Annotated in this window: 22 protein-coding genes; 16 read left to right on the forward strand and 6 right to left on the reverse strand. The window is 69.2% G+C overall.

Features of this window, described 5'->3' with window-relative positions; all coding sequences use genetic code 11:
• Window positions 1-57: 57 nt before the first annotated feature.
• The 13 genes from urtB (at window position 58) to ureG (ending at window position 10,990) form a co-directional block, all read left to right on the forward strand.
• Window positions 58-1,701, forward strand: a complete 1,644-nt coding sequence (gene urtB / locus U9J39_RS06400) for an urea ABC transporter permease subunit UrtB (RefSeq protein WP_326346771.1) — start codon at window positions 58-60, stop codon at window positions 1,699-1,701.
• A complete protein-coding gene (gene urtC / locus U9J39_RS06405; RefSeq protein WP_326346860.1) occupies window positions 1,701-2,909 on the forward strand; it encodes an urea ABC transporter permease subunit UrtC in 1,209 nt (402 codons plus the stop codon). The genes urtB and urtC overlap by 1 nt, the downstream gene beginning before the upstream one ends.
• On the forward strand, window positions 2,906-3,754 hold the full coding sequence (gene urtD, locus U9J39_RS06410; RefSeq protein ID WP_115708801.1) for an urea ABC transporter ATP-binding protein UrtD: 849 nt from the start codon (window positions 2,906-2,908) through the stop codon (window positions 3,752-3,754). The genes urtC and urtD overlap by 4 nt, the downstream gene beginning before the upstream one ends.
• A 2-nt stretch (window positions 3,755-3,756) precedes the next feature.
• Window positions 3,757-4,449: an urea ABC transporter ATP-binding subunit UrtE gene (urtE, locus tag U9J39_RS06415; protein ID WP_240073974.1), complete on the forward strand. Its 693-nt coding sequence runs from the start codon at window positions 3,757-3,759 to the stop codon at window positions 4,447-4,449.
• A gap of 34 nt (window positions 4,450-4,483) precedes the next feature.
• Window positions 4,484-5,353, forward strand: a complete 870-nt coding sequence (locus U9J39_RS06420) for an urease accessory protein UreD (protein WP_116312332.1) — start codon at window positions 4,484-4,486, stop codon at window positions 5,351-5,353.
• A 39-nt stretch (window positions 5,354-5,392) separates the two neighbouring features.
• On the forward strand, window positions 5,393-5,695 hold the full coding sequence (locus U9J39_RS06425) for an urease subunit gamma (RefSeq protein WP_018005472.1): 303 nt from the start codon (window positions 5,393-5,395) through the stop codon (window positions 5,693-5,695).
• 50 nt (window positions 5,696-5,745) lie between these two features.
• Complete coding sequence (locus U9J39_RS06430) at window positions 5,746-6,357, forward strand: HupE/UreJ family protein (protein ID WP_116312333.1); 612 nt, start codon at window positions 5,746-5,748, stop codon at window positions 6,355-6,357.
• An 11-nt stretch (window positions 6,358-6,368) separates the two neighbouring features.
• The gene (locus U9J39_RS06435) at window positions 6,369-6,674 is read left to right on the forward strand and encodes an urease subunit beta (RefSeq protein WP_326346772.1); all 306 of its coding nucleotides are present in this window, start codon (window positions 6,369-6,371) and stop codon (window positions 6,672-6,674) included.
• Window positions 6,674-8,389 (forward strand): urease subunit alpha, encoded by a 1,716-nt coding sequence (gene ureC / locus U9J39_RS06440; RefSeq protein ID WP_442784886.1) that lies wholly within the window; start codon window positions 6,674-6,676, stop codon window positions 8,387-8,389. The genes U9J39_RS06435 and ureC overlap by 1 nt, the downstream gene beginning before the upstream one ends.
• Window positions 8,390-8,419: 30 nt before the next feature.
• A complete protein-coding gene (gene ureE, locus U9J39_RS06445; RefSeq protein WP_326346774.1) occupies window positions 8,420-9,046 on the forward strand; it encodes an urease accessory protein UreE in 627 nt (208 codons plus the stop codon).
• Between the two features lie 260 nt (window positions 9,047-9,306).
• On the forward strand, window positions 9,307-9,657 hold the full coding sequence (locus U9J39_RS06450; protein WP_326346775.1) for an endonuclease domain-containing protein: 351 nt from the start codon (window positions 9,307-9,309) through the stop codon (window positions 9,655-9,657).
• Window positions 9,654-10,346 (forward strand): urease accessory protein UreF, encoded by a 693-nt coding sequence (locus U9J39_RS06455; protein WP_116312337.1) that lies wholly within the window; start codon window positions 9,654-9,656, stop codon window positions 10,344-10,346. Before U9J39_RS06450 ends, U9J39_RS06455 begins: the two co-directional genes overlap by 4 nt.
• Window positions 10,347-10,360: 14 nt before the next feature.
• Window positions 10,361-10,990 (forward strand): urease accessory protein UreG, encoded by a 630-nt coding sequence (ureG, locus tag U9J39_RS06460; RefSeq protein WP_062797828.1) that lies wholly within the window; start codon window positions 10,361-10,363, stop codon window positions 10,988-10,990.
• Here ureG and U9J39_RS06465 read toward each other — a convergent pair.
• Window positions 10,987-11,406 (reverse strand): helix-turn-helix domain-containing protein, encoded by a 420-nt coding sequence (locus U9J39_RS06465; protein WP_240073985.1) that lies wholly within the window; start codon window positions 11,404-11,406, stop codon window positions 10,987-10,989. The genes ureG and U9J39_RS06465 overlap by 4 nt on opposite strands.
• A gap of 296 nt (window positions 11,407-11,702) precedes the next feature.
• Between U9J39_RS06465 and U9J39_RS06470 the strand changes: the two genes are divergently transcribed.
• Window positions 11,703-12,548, forward strand: coding sequence for a hypothetical protein (locus tag U9J39_RS06470; RefSeq protein ID WP_326346776.1), 846 nt, complete (start codon window positions 11,703-11,705; stop codon window positions 12,546-12,548).
• 35 nt (window positions 12,549-12,583) lie between these two features.
• Here U9J39_RS06470 and U9J39_RS06475 read toward each other — a convergent pair whose 3' ends face one another.
• Together U9J39_RS06475 and U9J39_RS06480 are read right to left on the reverse strand one after the other, a co-directional pair.
• Window positions 12,584-13,276, reverse strand: coding sequence for a glutathione binding-like protein (locus tag U9J39_RS06475; protein WP_115679850.1), 693 nt, complete (start codon window positions 13,274-13,276; stop codon window positions 12,584-12,586).
• 166 nt (window positions 13,277-13,442) lie between these two features.
• On the reverse strand, window positions 13,443-14,705 hold the full coding sequence (locus tag U9J39_RS06480) for an acyl-CoA dehydrogenase family protein (protein WP_115679851.1): 1,263 nt from the start codon (window positions 14,703-14,705) through the stop codon (window positions 13,443-13,445).
• Window positions 14,706-14,882: 177 nt separating this feature from the next.
• Here U9J39_RS06480 and U9J39_RS06485 point away from each other — a divergent pair, with 177 nt between their 5' ends.
• Window positions 14,883-15,821 carry a LysR family transcriptional regulator gene (locus tag U9J39_RS06485; RefSeq protein ID WP_062797837.1) on the forward strand — a complete coding sequence of 313 codons (939 nt, stop codon included), beginning with the start codon at window positions 14,883-14,885 and terminating at the stop codon, window positions 15,819-15,821.
• Window positions 15,822-16,074: 253 nt separating this feature from the next.
• Window positions 16,075-17,307, forward strand: a complete 1,233-nt coding sequence (locus U9J39_RS06490) for a CAP domain-containing protein (RefSeq protein WP_442784887.1) — start codon at window positions 16,075-16,077, stop codon at window positions 17,305-17,307.
• Between the two features lie 19 nt (window positions 17,308-17,326).
• Here the strand turns inward: U9J39_RS06490 and U9J39_RS06495 are convergent, their stop codons facing one another.
• The 3 genes from U9J39_RS06495 to U9J39_RS06505 all read right to left on the reverse strand — a co-directional run bounded on the left by U9J39_RS06495 (window position 17,327) and on the right by U9J39_RS06505 (window position 20,929).
• Window positions 17,327-18,523: a hypothetical protein gene (locus U9J39_RS06495; RefSeq protein WP_326346778.1), complete on the reverse strand. Its 1,197-nt coding sequence runs from the start codon at window positions 18,521-18,523 to the stop codon at window positions 17,327-17,329.
• Window positions 18,520-19,134: a sigma-70 family RNA polymerase sigma factor gene (locus U9J39_RS06500; RefSeq protein ID WP_326346779.1), complete on the reverse strand. Its 615-nt coding sequence runs from the start codon at window positions 19,132-19,134 to the stop codon at window positions 18,520-18,522. Before U9J39_RS06500 ends, U9J39_RS06495 begins: the two co-directional genes overlap by 4 nt.
• A gap of 76 nt (window positions 19,135-19,210) precedes the next feature.
• Window positions 19,211-20,929, reverse strand: a complete 1,719-nt coding sequence (locus tag U9J39_RS06505; protein WP_326346780.1) for a vWA domain-containing protein — start codon at window positions 20,927-20,929, stop codon at window positions 19,211-19,213.
• Window positions 20,930-20,945 lie beyond the last annotated feature (16 nt).

Genomic DNA, 20,945 nt, shown 5'->3' on the forward strand with positions numbered 1-20,945 from the left:
GGGAGAGGGGAGCGCACCCCCAGCCTGGTTATCCACCATCGTCACTTGCCAGCCCTCATGTGCCATTCGATATCCTTTCCCGCCAAGCCGTGGCTGCGCGCCCTGCTGGCAGCGCTGCTGCTGGCCTCGGCACCGTGGGCCGCCGCGCTGACGCAGGCCGACCTGAAGCCGCTGGCCGAAGACGACTTCGACGCCAAGACCGCCGCGCTGTCCGCGCTGGCCAACGCATCGCCCGATGAGGCCGGACCGATTTTGAAGGCCTTGCAGGACGACGCCCTGCAATACGCGCCGTCGGCCGGCATGGTGCGCCAGGATGGCGACAAGCTGGTCGATGCGATCACCGGCAAGCCGGTCACGGTCAAGGCCGACGAGCTCGAGTCGCTGACGCTGAACAACAGCCTGCGCGCACTGGTCGACAGCGCCGCCAGCAGCCTGCTGCTGCAGTCGCCGGACATTGCCGTGCGCGCCCAGGCGGTGGCCACCCTGCGTGACCAGCCGGAAAGCGCGTCGCTGGCGGCGGTCGAAGCCGCGCGCAAGACCGAGGCCGATGCCGGCCTGCGCGCCAGCCTGGACGTGATCTGGGCCAACCTGGTGATGGCCGCCACGCCCGGGCCCGCCGCGCGCGACGCGCGCCTCGAAGCCATCCGCATCCTGGGCCGCGACAGCAACCCGCAGAGCCGCCAGAAGCTGGCGCCGCTGGTGGAACGCGACAGCGCCGGCCGCTACCGCGAGCCCGACGGCGGCGTGCGGCTGGCCGCGCAGCAGGCGCTGGACACGCTGCAGGGCGACCAGCGCCGCGCCGAAGTGATCGGCAACCTGTTCGCCGGCCTGAGCCTGGGCAGCGTGCTGCTGCTGGCCGCGCTTGGCCTGGCCATCACCTATGGCCTGATCGGCGTGATCAACATGGCGCACGGCGAATTCCTGATGATCGGCGCCTATGCCACCTATGTGGTGCAGTCGCTGTTCCGCGCCTACGCGCCGGGCGCGCTGGACTGGTATCTGCCCGCGGCGCTGCCGGCTTCGTTCCTGGCAGCCGCGGTGGTGGGCTTCGTGCTGGAACGGCTGGTGCTGCGCCACCTGTACGGGCGCCCGCTGGAAACGCTGCTGGCCACCTTCGGCGTGAGCCTGCTGCTGATGCAGGCGGTGCGCACGCTGTTCGGCGCGCAGAACGTCGAAGTGTCCAATCCCGCCTGGATGAGCGGCGGCTTCGAATGGCTGCCGGGGCTGGTGATCCCGTACAACCGCGTGGTCATCATCCTGTTCGCGCTGGCGGTGGTGGCGGTGGCGTGGGCGGTGCTCAACCGCACGCGGCTGGGGCTGTTCGTGCGCGCCACCACGCAGAACCGGACCATGGCCGCGTGCGTCGGCGTGCGCACCTGGAAGGTCGACAGCTACGCCTTTGCCTTCGGCGCCGGCATTGCCGGGCTGGGCGGCTGCGCGCTGTCGCAGATCGGCAATGTCGGTCCAGACCTGGGCCAGGCCTACATCATCGATTCGTTCATGGTGGTGGTGCTGGGCGGCGTGGGGCAGCTGGCCGGCACCATCGTCGGCGCCTTCGGGCTGGGCATCCTCAACAAGTTCATCGAACCCTTCTATGGCGCGGTACTGGCCAAGATCCTGGTCCTGGTGCTGATCGTGCTGTTTATCCAGAAGCGGCCGCAGGGACTGTTCGCGCTCAAGGGGCGCAGCGCGGAGGCATGATGCAGCGATACCAACCTGATTCTTCCGCCGCACCGTTCCGGCTGGCCGTGCCGGAACGCCAGTCGCTGTTCTCGCCGCGCGGCTGGATGGCGCTGGCGGCGCTGACCGTGATCGTCGGCATCGGCGTGCCGGTGTGCGCGCTGCTCGTGCCGGAGGGCCACCCGCTGCACCTGTCGGCGTATGCGCTGACGCTGGTCGGCAAGATCATGTGCTTTGCGCTGGCGGCGATCGCGCTCGACCTGGTGTGGGGCTACTGCGGCATCCTCAGTCTCGGCCATGGCCTGTTCTTCGCGCTGGGCGGCTATGCCATGGGCATGTACCTGATGCGTTCGATCGGGCGCGAAGGCGTGTACCAGAGCGACCTGCCGGACTTCATGGTGTTCCTCGACTGGAAGGAACTGCCGTGGTTCTGGCACGGCACCGACCACCTAGGCTATGCGCTGCTGCTGGTGGTGCTGGTGCCGGGCGTGCTGGCGTGGCTGTTCGGCTTCTTTGCCTTCCGCTCGCGCATCAAGGGCGTGTACCTGTCCATCATCACGCAGGCGATGACATATGCGGCGATGCTGCTGTTCTTCCGCAACGAGACCGGCTTTGGCGGCAACAACGGCTTCACCGACTTCAAGCGCATCGCCGGCTTTGCCATCGCCGCGCCGCAGACGCGCACCGCGTTGTTCGTGCTGACCTTCCTGGCGTTGCTGGCCGGCTTCATCGCCTGCCGCTACATCGTCACGTCCAAGCTCGGCCGCGTGGTCACGGCGGTGCGCGATGCCGAGATGCGCGTGATGTTCTCCGGCTACAACCCGCTCGGCTACAAGCTGTTCGTGTGGACCTTCTCGGCGGTGCTGTGCGGCATCGCCGGCGCGCTGTACGTGCCGCAGGTCGGCATCATCAACCCGGGCGAGATGTCGCCCGGCAACTCGATCGAAATGGCGGTGTGGGTTGCCGTGGGCGGGCGCGGCACGCTGGTCGGGCCGGTGATCGGCGCGTTCCTGGTCAATGGCGCCAAGACGCTGTTCACCGCGCACTTCGCCGAATACTGGCTGTTCCTGCTGGGCGCGATGTTCGTGCTGGTGACGCTGTACCTGCCTGATGGCGTGACCGGCTTGTGGAAGCGCCTGCGCGAGCGCCGTACGCCGGCAGTGGCGCCGACCGCGCCGGAACCCGTTTCCACGCCCGCGGTAGCGGGCCGCACCGGAGGTGAAGCATGAACGCCGCACTCGGACACGGCCAGGCCGAAAGCGGCGATGCCACCGGGCTCGGCCGTGTGCTGGAGCCAGGCACCATCGATGTGTCGCACGGGCCGATCCTGTACCTGGAAGACGTCACCGTGCGGTTCGACGGCTTCCGCGCCCTCAACCAGCTGAACCTGTCGATCGACCATGGCGAACTGCGCTGCGTGATCGGCCCCAACGGCGCGGGCAAGACCACGATGATGGATGTCATCACCGGCAAGACCGGGCCGCGCAACGCCAATGTCAGCGGGCGCGTGTTCCTCGGGCAGACCATCGACCTGATGCGCATGACCGAGCCGCGCATCGCGCAGGTCGGCATCGGCCGCAAGTTCCAGAAGCCGACCGTGTTCGAACAGCACGCGGTGTGGGAGAACCTGGAACTGGCGATGAAGGCCGACAAGCGGTGGTGGTCGTCGCTGCGAGCGCGGCTGACCGGCGAGGGGCATCGCCGCATCGAGGAGACGCTTGCGCTGACCGGCCTGGAGGACGAGGCGTACCGGCCCGCGGGCCTGCTGTCGCACGGGCAGAAGCAGCGGCTGGAGATCGGCATGCTGCTGATGCAGCAGCCGCAGCTGTTGCTGCTCGACGAACCCGTGGCCGGCATGACCGATGAAGAAACCATGCAGCTCGCCAGCCTGCTCAACGGCCTGCGCGGCAGCTGCTCGATGATGGTGGTGGAGCACGACATGGAGTTCGTCGCCGCGCTGGCGGGCGCCGCCGGCAAGGTCACGGTGCTGGCCGAGGGCAGCGTACTGGCCGAAGGCACGCTCGACAGCGTCAAGCGCGACGAACGCGTGATCGAATCCTACCTGGGGAGATAGGCATGCTGCAGGTCAACGCACTGAACCAGTTCTACGGCGGCAGCCATATCCTGCGCAACGTTTCCTTCGAGGTGCCGGCGGGCAAGCTGACCACGCTGCTCGGCCGCAACGGCGTCGGCAAGAGCACGCTGCTGAAATGCCTGATGGGCGTGGTGCCGACGCGCAGCGGCAGCATCCAGTGGGACGGCAAGGCGCTGGAAAAGAAGGCGCCGTACGAGCGCGTCGCCGCCGGCCTGGCCTATGTGCCGCAGGGGCGCGAGATCTTCCCGCGGCTGACGGTCGAAGAGAACCTGCTGATCGGCGCCGCCAGCCGCGCGCGGCCGGCGGGCGTGCCGGAGCGCATCTACCAGTTGTTTCCGGTGCTGCGCACCATGCGCCTGCGCCGCGGCGGCGACTTGTCCGGCGGGCAGCAGCAGCAACTGGCGATCGGTCGCGCGCTGATGAGCGAGCCGGGCCTGCTGATCCTGGACGAACCGACCGAAGGCATCCAGCCATCGATCATCCAGGACATCGGCCGCGCGCTGCGGCTGCTGGTCGACGAATTCGGCATGACGGTGCTGCTGGTCGAGCAGTACTACGAGTTCGCGCGGCACCTTGCCGACCACTATGTGGTGATGAGCCGCGGCGAAGTGGTGGCACGCGGCGCCGGCGCCAGCATGGAGCGCGACGGCGTGCGCGAGCTGATCGCCGTGTAGGGCGCGCGCAAGTTTGCCAGGTCATTCGCCCGCGATGCGCCACCCCGATTTCCCTTCGTCCCTCGCCATGCCGGCGGCCTGGCAGGCCACGCTGCAGCTGCGCTTTGCGCGGCGCGGCGAGCGCACCGTGCTGACCGGGCGGCGGCACCGCGGCCCGCTGCTGGTGCAGAAGGCGCTGTACCCGGAAGGGGGCATCTGCCACGCGGTGATCCTGCATCCCCCGGCCGGCGTGGCCGGCGGCGACAGCCTGGAGATCGACGTGGCGGTGGAGGCTGGCGCGCATGCGGTGCTGGCCACGCCGGGCGCCACCAAGTGGTACAAGTCGCTCGGCCGCGACGCGGCCCAGCGGGTGCGGCTGGCGGTGGGCGAGGGCGCGCGGCTGGACTGGCTGCCGCAGGAGAACATCGTCTTCGACGACGCGCGCGCGCGGATATCCACCGTGCTTGACGTCGCGCCGGGCGGCAGCGCGATCGGCTGGGATGCCGTGGTGCTCGGCAGGCAAGCATCGGGCGAGCAGTGGGCGCGCGGCGCGCTGTGGCTGGATACCCGCATCGGCGCCGGCGAGCGTGCGTTGTGGATCGAACAATCGCAGATCGAGGCGGCATCGCCACTGCGCCAGGCGGTGCCCGCGCTGGACGGGCTGAACGTGCTGGGCACGCTGTGGGCCGTTGGGGCAGGCGCCACGCAAGACCTTGCCGAAACGCTGGCCGAGCGGCTGCCTTATACGCCGGCGGTGCGCGCCGGCGTGACCTGCCTCGCCGCCAACGGCCAGTCGATGCTGCTGCTGCGCGTGCTGGGGCGGCACATGGAAGCGGTGCGCCACGTCATGACCGAGGCCTGGCAGGCGCTGCGCCTGCCGATCCATGGCGTCGCGGCGCGCCCGCTGCGGCTGTGGGCGACGTAATCGGCCAGCACGCAATCGAACACGAAACAGGAACGAGAGATGGAACTGACGCCGCGCGAGAAAGACAAGCTGCTGATCTTCACCGCCGCGCTGCTGGCCGAGCGGCGCAAGGCCCGCGGCCTGAAGCTGAACTACCCGGAAGCGGTGGCGCTGATCACCGCCGCCATCATGGAAGGCGCGCGCGACGGCCGCACCGTGGCGGAGTTGATGCACGAAGGCACTACGGTACTGACGCGCGACGACGTGATGGACGGTATCGCCGAGATGATCCCGGAAATCCAGGTGGAAGCGACGTTTCCCGACGGCACCAAGCTGGTGACCGTGCACCATCCCATCGTCTGAGCCTTCGCCGCGACCAACGCTTCGAACAACTTATGCAACCGAGAGCCGACATGACCCGTATCGCCTGCCTGCGCCTTGCCCTTGGCGCCACCCTGACCGTTGCCGCCACCGCCGCGCTGGCGCACCCCGGCCACGATGCCGCCACCGTCGGCGCCAGCCTGTGGGCCGGCCTGGCGCATCCGTTCACCGGGGCCGACCACCTGCTGGCGATGGCCGCGGTGGGCGTATGGAGCGCACTGGTGGCGCGCTCCGCCGCCGATACGCTGCGTCTGCCGCTGGCCTTCGTGGGCTTGATGCTGGTGGGCGCCGCGCTCGGGCTCGGCGGCATGGCACTGCCCGCGGTGGAGCCGATGATCGCGGCTTCGCTGCTGGTGATCGGGCTGCTGCTGGCGCTGCGCGCCAGTCTGCCGGCGTGGGCCGGCACGCTGCTGGTGGGCGGCTTTGCCGTGTTCCACGGCTATGCGCATGGGGCGGAATTGCCCGCCAGCGCCGGCGCGCTGCCGGCGGTGCTGGCCTATGTGGGCGGGTTTGCCGCGGCCACCATGGCGCTGCACCTGCTGGGCCTCGGCGCCGGCACGCTGCTGCGCCGCCGCGCCGGTTGGCTGGCGCGCGCAGCCGGAGCCGGCGTGGCGCTGTACGGCGCCGGCCTGCTGGTGGCCTGAGGAGGACCGCCATGATCCCCGGTGAACTGATGCCCGCCGACGGCGAGATCGCACTCAACGTCGGCCGCGCCACCGTGAGCGTGACGGTGGCCAATACCGGCGACCGGCCGATCCAGGTCGGCTCGCATTTCCACTTCTACGAAACCAATGCCGCGCTCGCGTTCGAGCGCGAGGCCGCGCGCGGCTTCCGCCTGAACATCGCCGCGGGCACCGCGGTGCGGTTCGAGCCCGGGCAGACGCGCACCGTGGAACTGGTGGCGCTGACGGGCGACCGCATCGTCTACGGCTTCAACGGCAAGATCATGGGAGCGCTGTGATGGCATCGATCTCCAGGCAGGCCTATGCCGAGATGTTCGGCCCCACCACCGGCGACCGCCTGCGGCTGGCCGATACCGGCCTGATCATCGAAGTCGAGAAGGACTTCACCGTCTATGGCGAGGAAGTGAAGTTCGGCGGCGGCAAGGTGATCCGCGACGGCATGGGGCAGAGCCAGCGCATGGCCGGGGACTGCGTGGACACCGTGATCACCAATGCGCTGATCGTCGACCACTGGGGCATCGTCAAGGCCGATATCGGGCTCAAGCACGGGCGCATCGCGGCGATCGGCAAGGCCGGCAATCCCGACATCCAGCCCGGCGTCACCATCGTGGTCGGGCCCGGTACCGAGGTGATCGCGGCCGAGGGCATGATCGTCACCGCCGGCGGCATCGACAGCCATATCCACTTTATCTGCCCGCAGCAGATCGACGAGGCGCTGATGAGCGGCGTCACCACCATGATCGGCGGCGGCACCGGGCCCGCCACCGGCACTTTCGCCACCACCGTGACGCCGGGGCCGTGGTACATGGAGCGCATGCTGCAGGCCGCTGATGCCTACCCGATGAATATCGGGCTGCTGGGCAAGGGCAACGCCAGCCAGCCGGGGCCGATCCTGGAGCAGGTCGAAGCCGGCGCCATCGGCCTGAAGCTGCATGAAGACTGGGGCACCACGCCGGCGGCGATCGATACCTGCCTGTCGGTGGCGGATGCGACCGATACGCAGGTCGCGATCCATACCGACACGCTGAACGAAGCAGGATTTGTCGAGGCCACCATCGCCGCGTTCAAGGGCCGCACCATTCATACCTACCACACCGAGGGCGCGGGCGGCGGCCATGCGCCGGACATCATCAAGGTCTGCGGCGAGGCCAACGTGCTGCCCTCGTCGACCAACCCGACGCGCCCGTACACCATCAACACGCTGGACGAGCATCTCGACATGCTGATGGTGTGCCACCACCTGGACCCGGCGATCGCCGAGGACATTGCCTTCGCCGAAAGCCGCATCCGCCGCGAGACCATCGCCGCCGAGGACATCCTGCACGACCTCGGCGCGTTCTCGATGATCTCGAGCGATTCGCAGGCGATGGGGCGCGTCGGCGAAGTCATCATCCGTACCTGGCAGACCGCGCACAAGATGGCAGCGCAGCGCGGCAAGCTGCCGGGCGATCCGCACGATGCGCGCGGCGGGCACGATAACTTCCGCGTCCGGCGCTATGTCGCCAAGTACACCATCAATCCGGCGCTGACCCATGGCATCGCGCACGAAGTGGGTTCGGTCGAAGTCGGCAAGTGGGCCGACCTGGTGCTGTGGCGGCCCGCGTTCTTCGGCGTCAAGCCCAGCCTGATCCTGAAGGGCGGCATGATCGCCGCGGCCGCAATGGGCGACCCCAATGCCTCGATCCCGACGCCGCAGCCGGTGCACTACCGGCCCATGTTCGCCGCGGCCGGCGGCGCGCTGCATCGTTCCTCGCTGACCTTCGTCTCGCAGGCGGCGCTGGCGGCCGGCATCGGCGAACGCTACGGGCTGGCCAAGACCCTTGCCGCCGTGCGCGGCACCCGCACCGTCAGCAAGCGCGACATGGTCCACAACGACTGGCAGCCGCATGTCACGGTCGACCCGGAGACCTACCAGGTCGTCGCCGACGGCCAGCTGCTGACCTGCGAGCCCGCAACCGAGCTGCCGATGGCGCAGCGCTACTTCCTGTTCTGAACGGCCGCGGCCCGTGCCGCGGATATGCCCATGCTGAAGATCGATAAAGTCCTGGCCGCTCCGCACGGCATTGCCAGCGTGCTGGTGCGCCGCGCCCCCAAGCTGGTGCTGCCGTTCGCCGACCGCAGCAAGAGCCGCCTGCGCGCGGTGCTGGACAACGGCGCCGACGCCGCACTGTTCCTGCCGCGCGGCACCGTGCTGCGCGGCGGCGACCTGCTGGTGGCCGAAGACGGCAGCTTCGTCGAAGTCCAGGCAGCGGCCGAGTCCGTGCTGGAAGTGCGCGCGCAAGACCCGCACGCGCTGATGCGCGCGGCCTACCACCTCGGCAACCGCCACACGCCGGTGGAGATCGGGCGCGACTACCTGCGGCTCGAATACGACGCGGTGCTGGCCGACATGCTGCGGCGGCTGGGCGTGCTTGCGGAGCGCGCCGAACTGCCGTTCGAGCCGGAGGCGGGGGCCTATGGCGGCGGGCACAAGCATGGGCATGACGCTACGTTCGCGGAGGATTATGCGGCGGCGCAGGCGGTGTATGAGGAGCATCATGGGCACTCGCACTCGCACTCGCACTCGCACTCGCACTCGCACTCGCATGGTCATGATCATGGTCATGGTGGCGAGCATGTCCATGGGGAGCATTGCGGGCATCGGCTGTGATGGGTAGGGTCGGTGTGGAGGGGGCTTGAGCTATGGTCAGAGATAACGATTTCAACTCATCCAAAAGGGTGTCTACTGTGCGCGGGCACACCGCTGGCTTCGACCTTGTGGGCGCACCCGGCCCTCACCCCAACCCTCTCCCGCAAGCGGGAGAGGGAGTCAACACTCGGCAAGTATCAGGCGCTGCAGCGCAGTCCAGCGCTGTGGGTTTGCTCCCCTCTCCCGCTTGCGGGAGAGGGGCAGGGGGTGAGGGCGGGCGTATGCCGAAGCCTGCGTTCGCCCGCTTGCTACGTGCGAATCAGACCAACGCTGAGCAGCGTCTTTGGTATCAACTACGCGACCGCCGCTTCATGGGGTTGAAATTCAAGCGGCAACACCAGATGGGCCCGTTCATTGTCGATTTCATTTGTATCGACGCCATGCTGGTGATCGAAGCAGATGGAGGCCAGCATGGCGATGCTCGGGACACGGCACGCGATGCCTGGTTACGGCGGCAAGGTTTCCATGTGCTGCGCTTCTGGAACTCAGAGGTGTTGGGGCAGACGGACGCGGTCTTGGAAACAATTCGTCATTTTGTGCTAGAGCGAGTCCGTCCCCCGGAGCGCCGATGACCCACCTCCACCAACTCATCTCCCTCCTGCACCTCGCATCCCCAGCCTTGCCCATCGGCGGCTTCAGCTATTCGCAAGGTCTCGAAGCCGCTATCGAATGCGGCGTTGTGCATGACGCCACGACAGCCGAGCGCTGGATTCACGACAACCTGCGGCTTGTCCAGGCGCAATGCGAGGCGCCGTTGTGGCTGCTGCTGCATCGCCACTGGCAGGCGGGCGACACCGCGCAGGTGCGGACCTGGAACGACTGGTTCCACGCCACCCGCGAGACCTCGGAGTTGCGGCTGGAGACCGAGCAGATGGGCTGGTCGCTGGCCCGCCTGATCGCGCAGATGGAGTGGGGCACGCCGACGATGCGCGACACGCTGGCCACGCTGTCGCCCGTATGCCTGCCGACCGCGTTCACCGCCGCCTGCGTGGCGCTGCAGATCGGTGCGCGCGACGGCCTGGCGGCCTACTGCTTCAACTGGGCCGAGAACCAGGTGGCCGCGGCGATCAAGGCGGTGCCGCTGGGGCAGGTGGCGGGGCAGCACATGCTGCGTCGACTGCATGGCGCCGTGCTCGATGCCGTCGATGAAGCCGGCCGCCGCGCCGAAGCCACGCCACCGCAACTGTCGACGTTTTCACCGATGCTGGGACTGCTGTGCGCACGCCACGAAACGCAGTACTCCCGGCTGTTCCGATCCTGAACCGAAACCGCACCATGACCCACGCCCGTACCAAGAAGAACCCTCCGCTGCGCGTCGGCGTCGGCGGCCCCGTCGGCTCCGGCAAGACCACGTTGCTGGAAATGCTGTGCAAGGCGATGCGCGACCGTTATGACCTGGTCGCGATCACCAACGACATCTACACCAAGGAAGACCAGCGCCTGCTGACGATCTCCGGCGCGCTGCCGGCCGAGCGCATCCTGGGCGTGGAAACCGGCGGCTGCCCGCACACCGCGATCCGCGAGGACGCATCGATCAATCTGGAAGCGGTGGATCGCATGCTGGCGCGCTTCCCGGATGCCGACGTGGTTTTCATAGAGTCCGGCGGCGACAACCTGGCTGCGACCTTCAGCCCAGAACTTTCTGATCTTACGATCTACGTGATCGACGTCGCCGGGGGCGAGAAGATTCCTAGGAAGGGCGGGCCTGGCATCACCAAGTCCGATCTGCTGGTGATCAACAAGACCGACCTGGCGCCGTATGTGGGCGCATCGCTGCCGGTGATGGAAAGCGATGCGCGCAAGATGCGTGGCAGCCGGCCGTTCGTGATGGGCAGCGTCAAGTCCGGACAGGGGCTGGACCAGGTGATCGGCTTCATCGAACGGCAGGGCATGCTGGGGCTCTAGCCTTCCGGAGTTGCGTCGGCATCGGGTGCCGGCCTGGTGCCGGAGCTGCCGTGCCCGAGCGCCGGACGGAAGCTGCCCTTGCCCGCCAGCGCCCGCGCCACCGCGGCCACCAGGTTCAGCTCGGGCTCGGTCAGCTCGGCCATGTGGTGCATGGTGGCCTCGATTGCCGCGCGCTGGCGGTTGCCGAAGGGCGCGCGCGCTTGCTCGACCTGCAGCTGGCTGGCGTCGTGGCGGCTGAAGTCGAGCATCTCGGCGGTGGGCACGGCGAGGGTCTCGGCGAGCCTGCAGATGTTGGCCAGCGCCAGGTTGCGCTTGCCGCTTTCAATGCCGCTCAGATACGAGCGCGACAGTCCGCTTTCGAGCGAAAGCGTCTCCTGGGACCAGCCTCGTTGCTTGCGTAGCCAGGCGAGATGCAATCCGAAAAGTCTGAGATTTCGAGAGGTCATGGGTTCAACAAAAGTTCGGAGTGGTCTGAGGCTAAGGGTTTGACCTTGAGCCCACGACAACTTATCCTCATCCTCACTATCGGTGTCCGATCCGCAAACTGAGGGGCGCGCCAGGCAATGGCGCGGCACGATGGCATCAACCGGACGGCCTGCCTCGCAGCGCCGCGCCAGACGGGTTATTGCGCAAGACCGCGCGTCACGCCGCCATGCGTGCGCCGGCTGCGCGGACAGGCGCAGCGCGCCTGTCGCCCTGCAGGGGGATTGCCATGCAGATCTTCTCGCTGTTCGAGGCGCGCATGCGCGCCATCGATGCCGACCGTCACGCGCCGTCGGATTTCCTTCCCGGATTCCAGCCTCGCCTGCTTGCCGCCGCTGCCGGTCTCGGCTGCACCTGCGACTACATCTTCCTCTGCGCCGGCGAGCGCCAGCCCGAATTTTCAGCGGATTGCCATGAATGGTGGGGTTGCCTGCGCGGTGGCCTGCGGCTGTCTTCGCCCGGCCGCGGCAGCTTGCTGGTGGGCGGCGGCGAACTGTTCGCGCCCGCGCCCGGTGTGCCGATGCAGGTGCAGGCGGTCGCCGACACCATCCTTGTGCGCGCGGTGCCGCAAGGCCCGGTCGAGGCCTCGCGCCCCGTGGCGATGCCCGCGGGCGCGTGGCAGTGCGGGCTGGGCGCCATTGCGCCCGTCGGTGCCGGGGCCGATGCCGATGGCGTGGCCGGGCCCCATGCGCTGGCGGACACGTTGGCAGCGGATGACTGGCAGGCGCAGCTGGGCATGCGCCCGAAGTTTGTGCAGCTGGATGGTTCGGTGGATGACTGGGGCCGGCACCTGCAGGCGCGCGGCCTGCGCTGGGCGCTGTGCTACCGGGGCGCGCTCGCCCTGCACTGGCATGGCGCGCTGGTGCGCAGCGGCGGTGACATGGTCTTCCTGCAGCCCGGCGCGCTCTACGCGCCGGACGCGCACGAGTCATGCCGGCTCGACGTGCTGGTGCCGGGCACCGGCCTGCTGTGCTGCTTCGGCGCGGGCAATGCGCCGCATGATGGCGTGGACGCCCGCGGCGGCCGGCGCGCGGATGGCCACGCCGTGGCGCGCGCTGCGCTGGCGCTGGCCTGATGAGCGCGGCGGCCGCGGTGGCCGCCGCTTGCCTTTCAGTGGCGCTTGTACTGCGTGGCGCCGAACAGCACTTCGCGCGCCTTGTCGTCCTGCAGCGCCTTGCGCGCGCTGGCCAGCACCTCGACGCCGCGCTTGACCGCCGGACGCTCGGCGATCTGGTTGAACCAGCGCTTCAGGTGCGGGTAGTCGTCCAGCTCCACGCCCTGGTTCTGCCAGCTGCGCAGCCACGGGAAGGTGGCGATGTCGGCGATGGTGTACTGGTCGCCGGCCAGCCATTCGTGTTTCGACAACTGCGTGTCGATCACGCCGTACAGGCGCTTCGCCTCATTGGTGTAGCGGTTGACCGCGTACTCGATCTGCTCGGGCGCATAGATGCGGAAGTGGTGCGCCTGGCCCAGCATCGGGCCCACGCCGCCCATCTGGAACATCAGCCACTGCAGCGTCTCGTACTTGCCGCGCACGTCCTCGGGCAGGAACTTGCCGGTCTTGCCGGCCAGGTAGAGCAGGATGGCGCCCGATTCGAACAGCGAGATCGGCTTGCCGTCGGGACCGTCCGGGTCGACGATGGCGGGAATCTTGTTGTTGGGGCTGATCTTCAGGAAGTCTTCGCCGAACTGGTCGCCGGCGCCGATGTTGATCGGATGAACCCGGTACTCCAGTCCGCATTCCTCCAGCATGATGTGGACTTTGTGGCCATTGGGCGTGGCCCAGGTGTAGACGTCGATCATTGCAGGGATCTCCTGGCTGCTTTCATGGGAACGGCCACATCGACCACCGACGTGGCGAACCGCGCGATTTAAGCACAGAAGAAAAAAACGCGCAGGCCGGCTGCGCGTTTTCCACAATGCCGGCAGGGGCGGGCCCCCGCCGGCGCTTCCGGGTGCTCCGGGGCGCTCAGAAACCGCGCGCCACCGGCATCTTGATGGTGTCCGGGTTGACGTTCATGTGCTTGGCCAGTTCCAGCTTGGCGATGGCGTTGCGGTGCACCTCGTCCGGACCGTCGGCCAGGCGCAGCGTGCGCTGGTGCGCCCACCAGTTGGCCAGCGGGAAGTCGCTGGAAACGCCGGCGGCGCCGTGGACCTGGATGGCCCAGTCGATTACCTTCAGCGCGACGTTGGGGGCCACCACCTTGATCATGGCGATCTCGGCCTTGGCCACCTTGTTGCCGACCGTGTCCATCATGTACGCGGCCTTGAGCGTCAGCAGGCGCGCCATCTCGATCTCGCAGCGGGCCTCGGCGATGCGCTCCTGGGTCACGCCCTGGGCCGACACCGGCTTGCCGAACGCCACCCGCGACAGCGCGCGCTTGCACAGCAGTTCCAGCGCGCGCTCGGCCACGCCGATGCTGCGCATGCAGTGGTGGATGCGCCCCGGGCCGAGGCGGCCCTGCGCGATCTCGAAGCCGCGGCCTTCGCCCAGCAGGATGTTCGAGACCGGCACGCGCACGTTCTTCAGCTCGATCTCCATATGGCCGTGCGGCGCGTCGTCGTAGCCGAACACCGGCAGGAAGCGCTTGATGGTGATGCCCGGGGTATCGGCCGGCACCACGACCATCGACTGCTGCTCATGGCGGCCGGCCTCGGGATCGGTCTTGCCCATCACGATATAGACCTTGCAGCGCGGATCGCCGGCGCCCGACGACCACCACTTGGTGCCGTTGATCACGTAGTGGTCGCCATCGCGCTCGATGCGGCATTCGATATTGGTCGCGTCCGACGAGGCCACCGCCGGCTCGGTCATCAGGAAGGCCGAGCGGATCTCGCCGGCCAGCAGCGGCTCCAGCCACTTGTCCTTCAGTTCCTCGGAGGCATAGCGCTCCAGCGTCTCCATGTTGCCGGTGTCGGGCGCGGCGCAGTTGAACACCTCGGCCGACCAGGGCACCCGGCCCATGATCTCGCACAGCGTGGCGTATTCCAGGTTCGACAGGCCTTGCGGGGCGCGCGGCGAACGCGGCAGGAACAGGTTCCACAGGCCGGCTTCGCGCGCCAGCGGCTTCAGTTCCTCGATCACCTTGGTGGGGATCCAGGCGTTGCCGGCGCGGCGGTTGGCGTCGATCTCCTCGGCGAAGCGCTTTTCGTTCGGATAGATGTGCTGGTCGAAGAAGGCCAGCAGCTTGGCCTGCATCTCCTTGACCTTCGGGCTGTACTCGAAATCCATGTGGTCTCCTCGCTACGGGATCGGTGGGCGCGGGCGGCCGCCGGCGCCGGTGGCTGGGTCTTCGGGCAATAAACCTTGCCGATGCAATGCACTCTATCTGAAAGCCGGTAATTAGAAAAATGAATTTTCTGGATTTGCCAGTATCAATTCCCTGCATTCCGTGCCAGAATCACCGGCATGCAGCTCTCCCGCATCGACCTCAACCTCTTCGTCGTGTTCGACGCCATCTACAGCGAAGGCAGCATTACCGCGGCCGCGCGCCAGCTCAACCTGACGCAGCCGGCGGTCAGCCACGCGCTGGGGCGGCTGCGCACGCTGTTCGACGATCCGCTGTTCGAGCGGCGCGGGCAGGGCATGGCGCCCACGCCGCTGGCCCGCTCGCTGGCGGCCGAGGTGCGCAGCGCGCTGCAATCGTTCGCGCGCACGCTGCAGGACACGCCGCACTTCGATCCCACCAACACCGTGCGCCGCTTCACCATCGGCATGCGCGACGCGCTCGAGTCGACGCTGCTGCCGCCGCTGATGAGCCGCGTCACGGCGGTGGCGCCGCAGGTGGAGATTGCCGCGATCCGCTTCGACCGCCGCGAGATGGAATCGGAACTGCTGGCCGGCACGCTCGACGCCGCGCTCGACATCCTGCTGCCGGTGTCGCCGGCGATCCACCATGCCCCGTTCATGGCCGACCCGATGGTGGTGCTGGCACGGCGCGATCATCCGCTGGTGAAGAAGGAACTGACGCTGGAGCGCTACCTCGCGGCCGAGCACGTCCACGTGTCGTCGCGCCGCCGCGGCGCCGGTCTAGAGGACCAGGCCTTGCATCGCATGGGCCTGACGCGGCGCGTGCGGCTGCGCTGCCAGCACTACGCCGCGGCGTGCCGCGTGGTCAGCTGCACCGACCTGCTCGCCACGCTGCCGTTGCGCTATGCCCGCATCGCCAACGAGCCCTATGCCAACCGGCTGCTGTCGCTGCCGTTCAAGGTGCCGTCGCTGGAACTGCACCTGTACTGGCACGCGGGTGGCGAGAACGACGGCGCCAACCGCTGGCTGCGCGAGCAGCTGATGGCGGTGATGGCCTCGCTCGGCAGCGGCATGGCCGACGTGGCCGCGGCCGGCTGACCAGCGCCCGATGGGGCCGCCGCTGCCTGAGTTCAGGTCAGGTGCGGCGCGCGCGGGTCACACGTAAGCAATTGTTCGCGCGCTAGACCCTCGCGGTCTCGGCCCATACCATCGTCCGGTCTTTCTGCCCCCGGCAGAGCCACCTCGAGCCCCTGCCGCACGGCGCCCGCGATGGTTGTCACGCCGGCTGTCCGCGCTCGCGGATCCCCCGGGCAGACCAATTCGCCGAACTCCACCACGACGACTCAGACCGATGATTGGGAAACGCTTGCCTGCCGATTGCCCTTCCATGCCGCCGCACCGCGCGCGGCACACCACGCTGGCCCTGACCACGCTCTGTACCGCCGCGGCGCTGGCGCTGGCCGCCTGCGGCGGCGGCGATGGCGGTGACGGTGGCACGACCTCCAGTGCCGCCCCCGGCGGGTCGGCCCCAGCCGGTGCGCAGGCCAGCGCGCCCGCTGGCGGCCAGGGTGCGGCCACGTCGCCGTCGCCGACCTCCCCGACAACACCGACCGACGGCACCACCACTACTACCACTACCACGGCCGGGGCCTGCTACACCGTCAGCGGTTCCGCGCCCGCCGCCGCGCCAGGCAGCGGCATCTCGCTGCTGCCGGCGCGCGGCAGCGCGGTCAGCAACTACCGCGTGCTGGAAGAGCCGCGCACCGCCGGCCTGTGCTACGCCAACTATCGCCGCGAGCAGGTGGGCCTGCCGCCGCTGGCCGCGCGCGATCCGCTCAATGCCGCCGCGCAGGCGCATACCGACTACATGCTGGCCAACGCCACGCTGACGCACGACGAAAGCAGCGGCAATCCGGGCTACACCGGCGCCACCGCCCACGAGCGCATCCAGGCCGCCTATCCGACCGATGCCACCGCCGAAGTGGTGGCCGGCGCCAACCGCTGGACCTCGGTGGCCAATGCGCAGCTGTCGATGTCGCCCAAGGACGCACTGGTGTCGGACCTGGTCGACGCGCCGTTCCACCGCGCCGCGCTGCTGGGCAGCTATGGCTCGGCCGGCAGCGGCTTTGCCGAGCGCGTGGGCGCCAACGGCAGCGGCACCTCGGCCAGCTACTACCAGACCGTAGATCTCGCCGACCGGGTCAAGGGCGGCAGCGACAGCCAGATGGTGGCCTATCCGTTCGATGGCCAGAACGACGTGCCGGCCAACTGGGTCAACACCGAAAGCCCCAATCCGGCGCCGGGCTATGAAAACCGCACCATGGGCTACCCGGTGTCGCTGCAGGCGATCAATACCTCGCTGCAGTTCGATGCCGACAACTTCGTCATCACCGATGCGCAAGGCAGCAACGTCGACTGCATCAAGGTCGACAGCCGTTCCTCTGGCCTGAGCAGCGCCGCGCGCGGCCTGGCGGTGTGCACGCCGATGGCGCCGCTGGCCAGCCAGCAGCGTTATACCGTGCGCGTCACGGGCCGGCTCGGCGCGCAGCCGGTGGACCTGAGCTGGTCATTCACCACGCGCTGACCCCCACGCCGCGGCGCGCTCATTGCGGCGCGCCGGGCGGAAACTCTCCACGCAGCTCGATCCGCACCTGGCCTGGCGCCAGGGCGGGGTCGGCCTGCACCGCAACCGGCACGGGCGGGCGCTGTCCCGCCGGCATCGCCTGCCACAGCCGTTGCGCCCATTCCCGGATCTCCACATGGTCGGGCTCGGCTGCCCACAGCCTGAGCGGCGCTGCCGTGCCCAGGCGCGCCGCGATGGCCGCGGGATCGTCCTGGGTCGAGACGGTCAGGGCGGACGCCGCAGCCGGTGCGCGCGAAGCCATCGCGGGGACAGCCTTGCGCGCATAGGCGGACGGTGCGGCAGGCGCGGGCGCCGATGGTGCGGCTTCCGCGATGGCTGCGCCAGCGGGTGCCTGCGGCGCGGCAGCGGTCGCCGGCGCGGGCGGCGCAGGCGGGTTCGCTTGTGCCGGGGCCTCGCTATCCAGCGCGGGTTCGCGCGGAACGCTTCGGATGGCCTCCGTGCCAGGCGCTGCGCGGGGTGCCGGGCGGGCAGCAGGTGCAACTGCCTTGGCGGCCGGGGCTGCGGGTTTGGGGGGCGGTGCTGCGGCGGTTTCCGGCAAGGGCGGCGATGGTGCAGCCGTCGCTGCCGGCGTTGGCGCGGGCGCGGCCATCTCGGTCGCCGCCATCTCGGCCGTCCCCGCCGGCATTAGCGCGCCATCGTCGATCTGCCGCAGCACGATGCTGGTGGTCAGTCCGGCCACCGCCGCGACGCTGGCGACCAGTCCGAGCGAACGCCACCACCGGCGCGCGCGCGCGGCATGCGTGGACTGCTCCATCGTGGCGGGTCGTGCGGCGTTTCGTGTCGAATCCGCAGCCTGTGCCCGCAGCCACGCCGCCGCATCCGGACCGAGGCGCGCGCCGAGCACGTCCTCCGCGGCGGCGCCGGCGGCCACCCGTGCCAGCACCGCATCGCGCCGCGCCGACTGGGCCGCCTGCAGGCGCGCGGCTTCTTCCAGCACGGCCGCGGCCAGTGCCGGCGGCGCGGCAAAGGGCAGTGCCGCGGCCTCGGCCTGGTGGCGCCCGGCTTGCTCCTGCGCGGCGCGCGCGGCAGCAAGCACGGCGGCTTCCAGTGCCGCCGGCGGCGGGTAGGGCGGAAGTGCTTTCAGCAGGGCCGAGAGCCGGTCCTCGCCCGCGATGAAACGTTCGGCCGCCTGCGATGCGGCGTTGCCCGCGCTCATGGCCCCGACTCCGGCACGCTGCCCGCCAGGTCCGCGCGCAGGCGCGCAAAGGCATAGCGCAGCCGGCTCTTCACGGTCTCGAACTTCTCGCCCAGCATTGCGGCAATTTCTTCGACGCTCATATTGCTGAAGAAGCGCAGCACCACCACTTCGCGCTGCGCGACCGGCAACTGCAGCAGCGCGCGGTGGACGTGCTGCGCATGCTGTCGCAGTTGCAGTTCGGCTTCCGGCGACAGGTCGCCGGCGGGCAGTTCGGGCAGGTGGTCGTCGAGCGCGTCGCGCTGGCGCGCATCGGCGCTGCGCACCTGGTCGAGCCAGGCATTGCGCGCGATCTGGAACAGGAAGGTGCGGAACGCCGCGCTCGGCTGGTAGTCGCCGCAGCGGGTCATCAGCTTGACCCAGGTCTTCTGCGCGAGGTCCTCGGCTTCGCCGGTATTGCCCTGGCACAACCAGGCCAGGTAGTTGTAGAGGCCGGCGTTATGCCGGCGGAACAGCTCGGTGACCGGCTGCTCGATGATGCCGCCCGCGACCAGCAGCATCAGGTCGTGGTCGGGCAGTGCCGCCAGTGCGGCACCGGGGGCGGAGGAAGGAGCGGGGTCGGAAGCCTGCATGCGCCCGAGTATAGGAGAGTGCCAGGCGGCGCGACAATCCGCACCGCCCTGCGCTGCGTGGCGGCTTATGCGGGGCTCAACGGGCCGCACGCGTGGCCGGGTCGTTGCCACCGGAGGCAGCCGGCGTGATCGTGGCCAGGCTCTGCGCCAGGTCCACCAGCTTGACGAATTCCCCGCGGTAGCCGAAGCGGTCGGCGCCGCGCGCGCCTTGCGCCAGTGCGCGCGCGTCGGCGTGGCGCCAGTCGCCGGTGAACCTGCCGCCGCGCAGCACCTGGCCGAAGCCGGCCACCGCCGCGGCAAAGCGGAAGTCGTCGTCGCCCTGGGCCAGCGGACGCAGCGCCTGCCGCGCCACGGTGACATCCAGCAACTGGCTGGTGCTGGCCGCCGGCAGCTTGTAGCGCAGCCGCACATGCGCCAGCTCGCCATCGCGCCCCGGCGCCGGCGCCGCGCGCTGGTAGCGCAGCGGGTCGACCAGCCCGGGCTGCCCCGCCAGCGTCAGCTCGTACAGCGCGGTCACGGTATGGCCCGCGCCGATATCGCCGGCGTCGACCTTGTCGTTGTTGAAATCCTCGCGCGCCAGCATGCGGTTCTCATAGCCGATCAGCCGGTACTCCGTCACCGTGGCCGGGTTGAACTCGACCTGTATCTTCACGTCGCGCGCAATTGTCGCCAGCGTCGAGCTGATCTCGCTGACCAGCACCTTGTTGCCTTCCATCAGGTTGTCGATGTAGGAGTAGGCGCCGTCGCCGGCATCGGCCAGCTGCTCCATCAGCTGCTCGTTGTAGTTGCCGGTGCCGAAGCCCAGCGTCGACAGCGACACCCCGGACTTGCGCTTGTCCTCCACCATGCTCCTGAGCTGGCGGAAGTCGGTCACGCCCACGTTGAAGTCGCCGTCGGTGGCCAGCAGCACGCGGTTGATGCCGCCGGCGATATAGCTCTGCTGCGCGGCCTGGTAGGCGAGCGCAATGCCGCTGGCGCCGGCGGTGCTGCCGCCCGCCACCAGCTGGTCGATGGCGGCGCTAATCGCGGCCTTGTCGCTGCCCGGCGTGGGCGGCAATGCCACGCGCGTGCTGCCGGCGTAGGTGACCAGCGTGATGCGGTCCTGCGCGCGCAACTGGTTCACCAGCAGCTTGAGCGAGGACTTCAGCAGCGGCAGCTTGTCCGGCGCGTTCATCGAGCCCGACACGTCCACCAGGAACACCAGGTTGGCCGCGGGCAGCGCGCCGCTGGCCACGTCCTTGCCCTTGATGCCGATGCGCAGCAGCACATTGGACGGGTGCCAGGGCGCCGGCGCCAGCGCGGTGTGCACGGCGAACGGGCGGCCGTCGGCGGGCTGGGCATAGTCGTAGGGGAAGTAGTTCAGCAGTTCTTCCACGCGCACCGCATCGGCCGGCGGCACGCGGCCGGCATTGAGCAGGCGCCGCACGTTGCTGTAGCTGCCGGTATCGACATCGATGCTGAAAGTGGACACCGGCGCCTGGGCCACCAGCCGGACGCCGTTCTCGTCGATGGCGCCGTAGCGTTCGCGCTCTTCCGCGGCGGGCGCCGGCAAAGGGTAAGGGTGCGGCATTGCCAGCGTGGCGTGCGGTTCGATGCTGTGCATTTCCGCGACGGGTTTGGACTGGGCTGCCCTGGCGGCGTGGTCATGGTCGGGGCGCGGCGCCGGGGCCATCGCCGGCGACGCCGGCTGGGAAGTCTGCTCCGGCAGCGGCCGCGAAGGGCCTCCGCAAGCGGCCAGCACAAGCGCCAGGGCGGCGGCAAGGCTGGAAAGAAGGACCGGTGCGCGTGGTTGCATGTTGTTCTCCTGGAAG

The organism is Cupriavidus sp. SS-3 (assembly GCF_035818815.1).
GTDB lineage: Bacteria > Pseudomonadota > Gammaproteobacteria > Burkholderiales > Burkholderiaceae > Cupriavidus > Cupriavidus taiwanensis_C.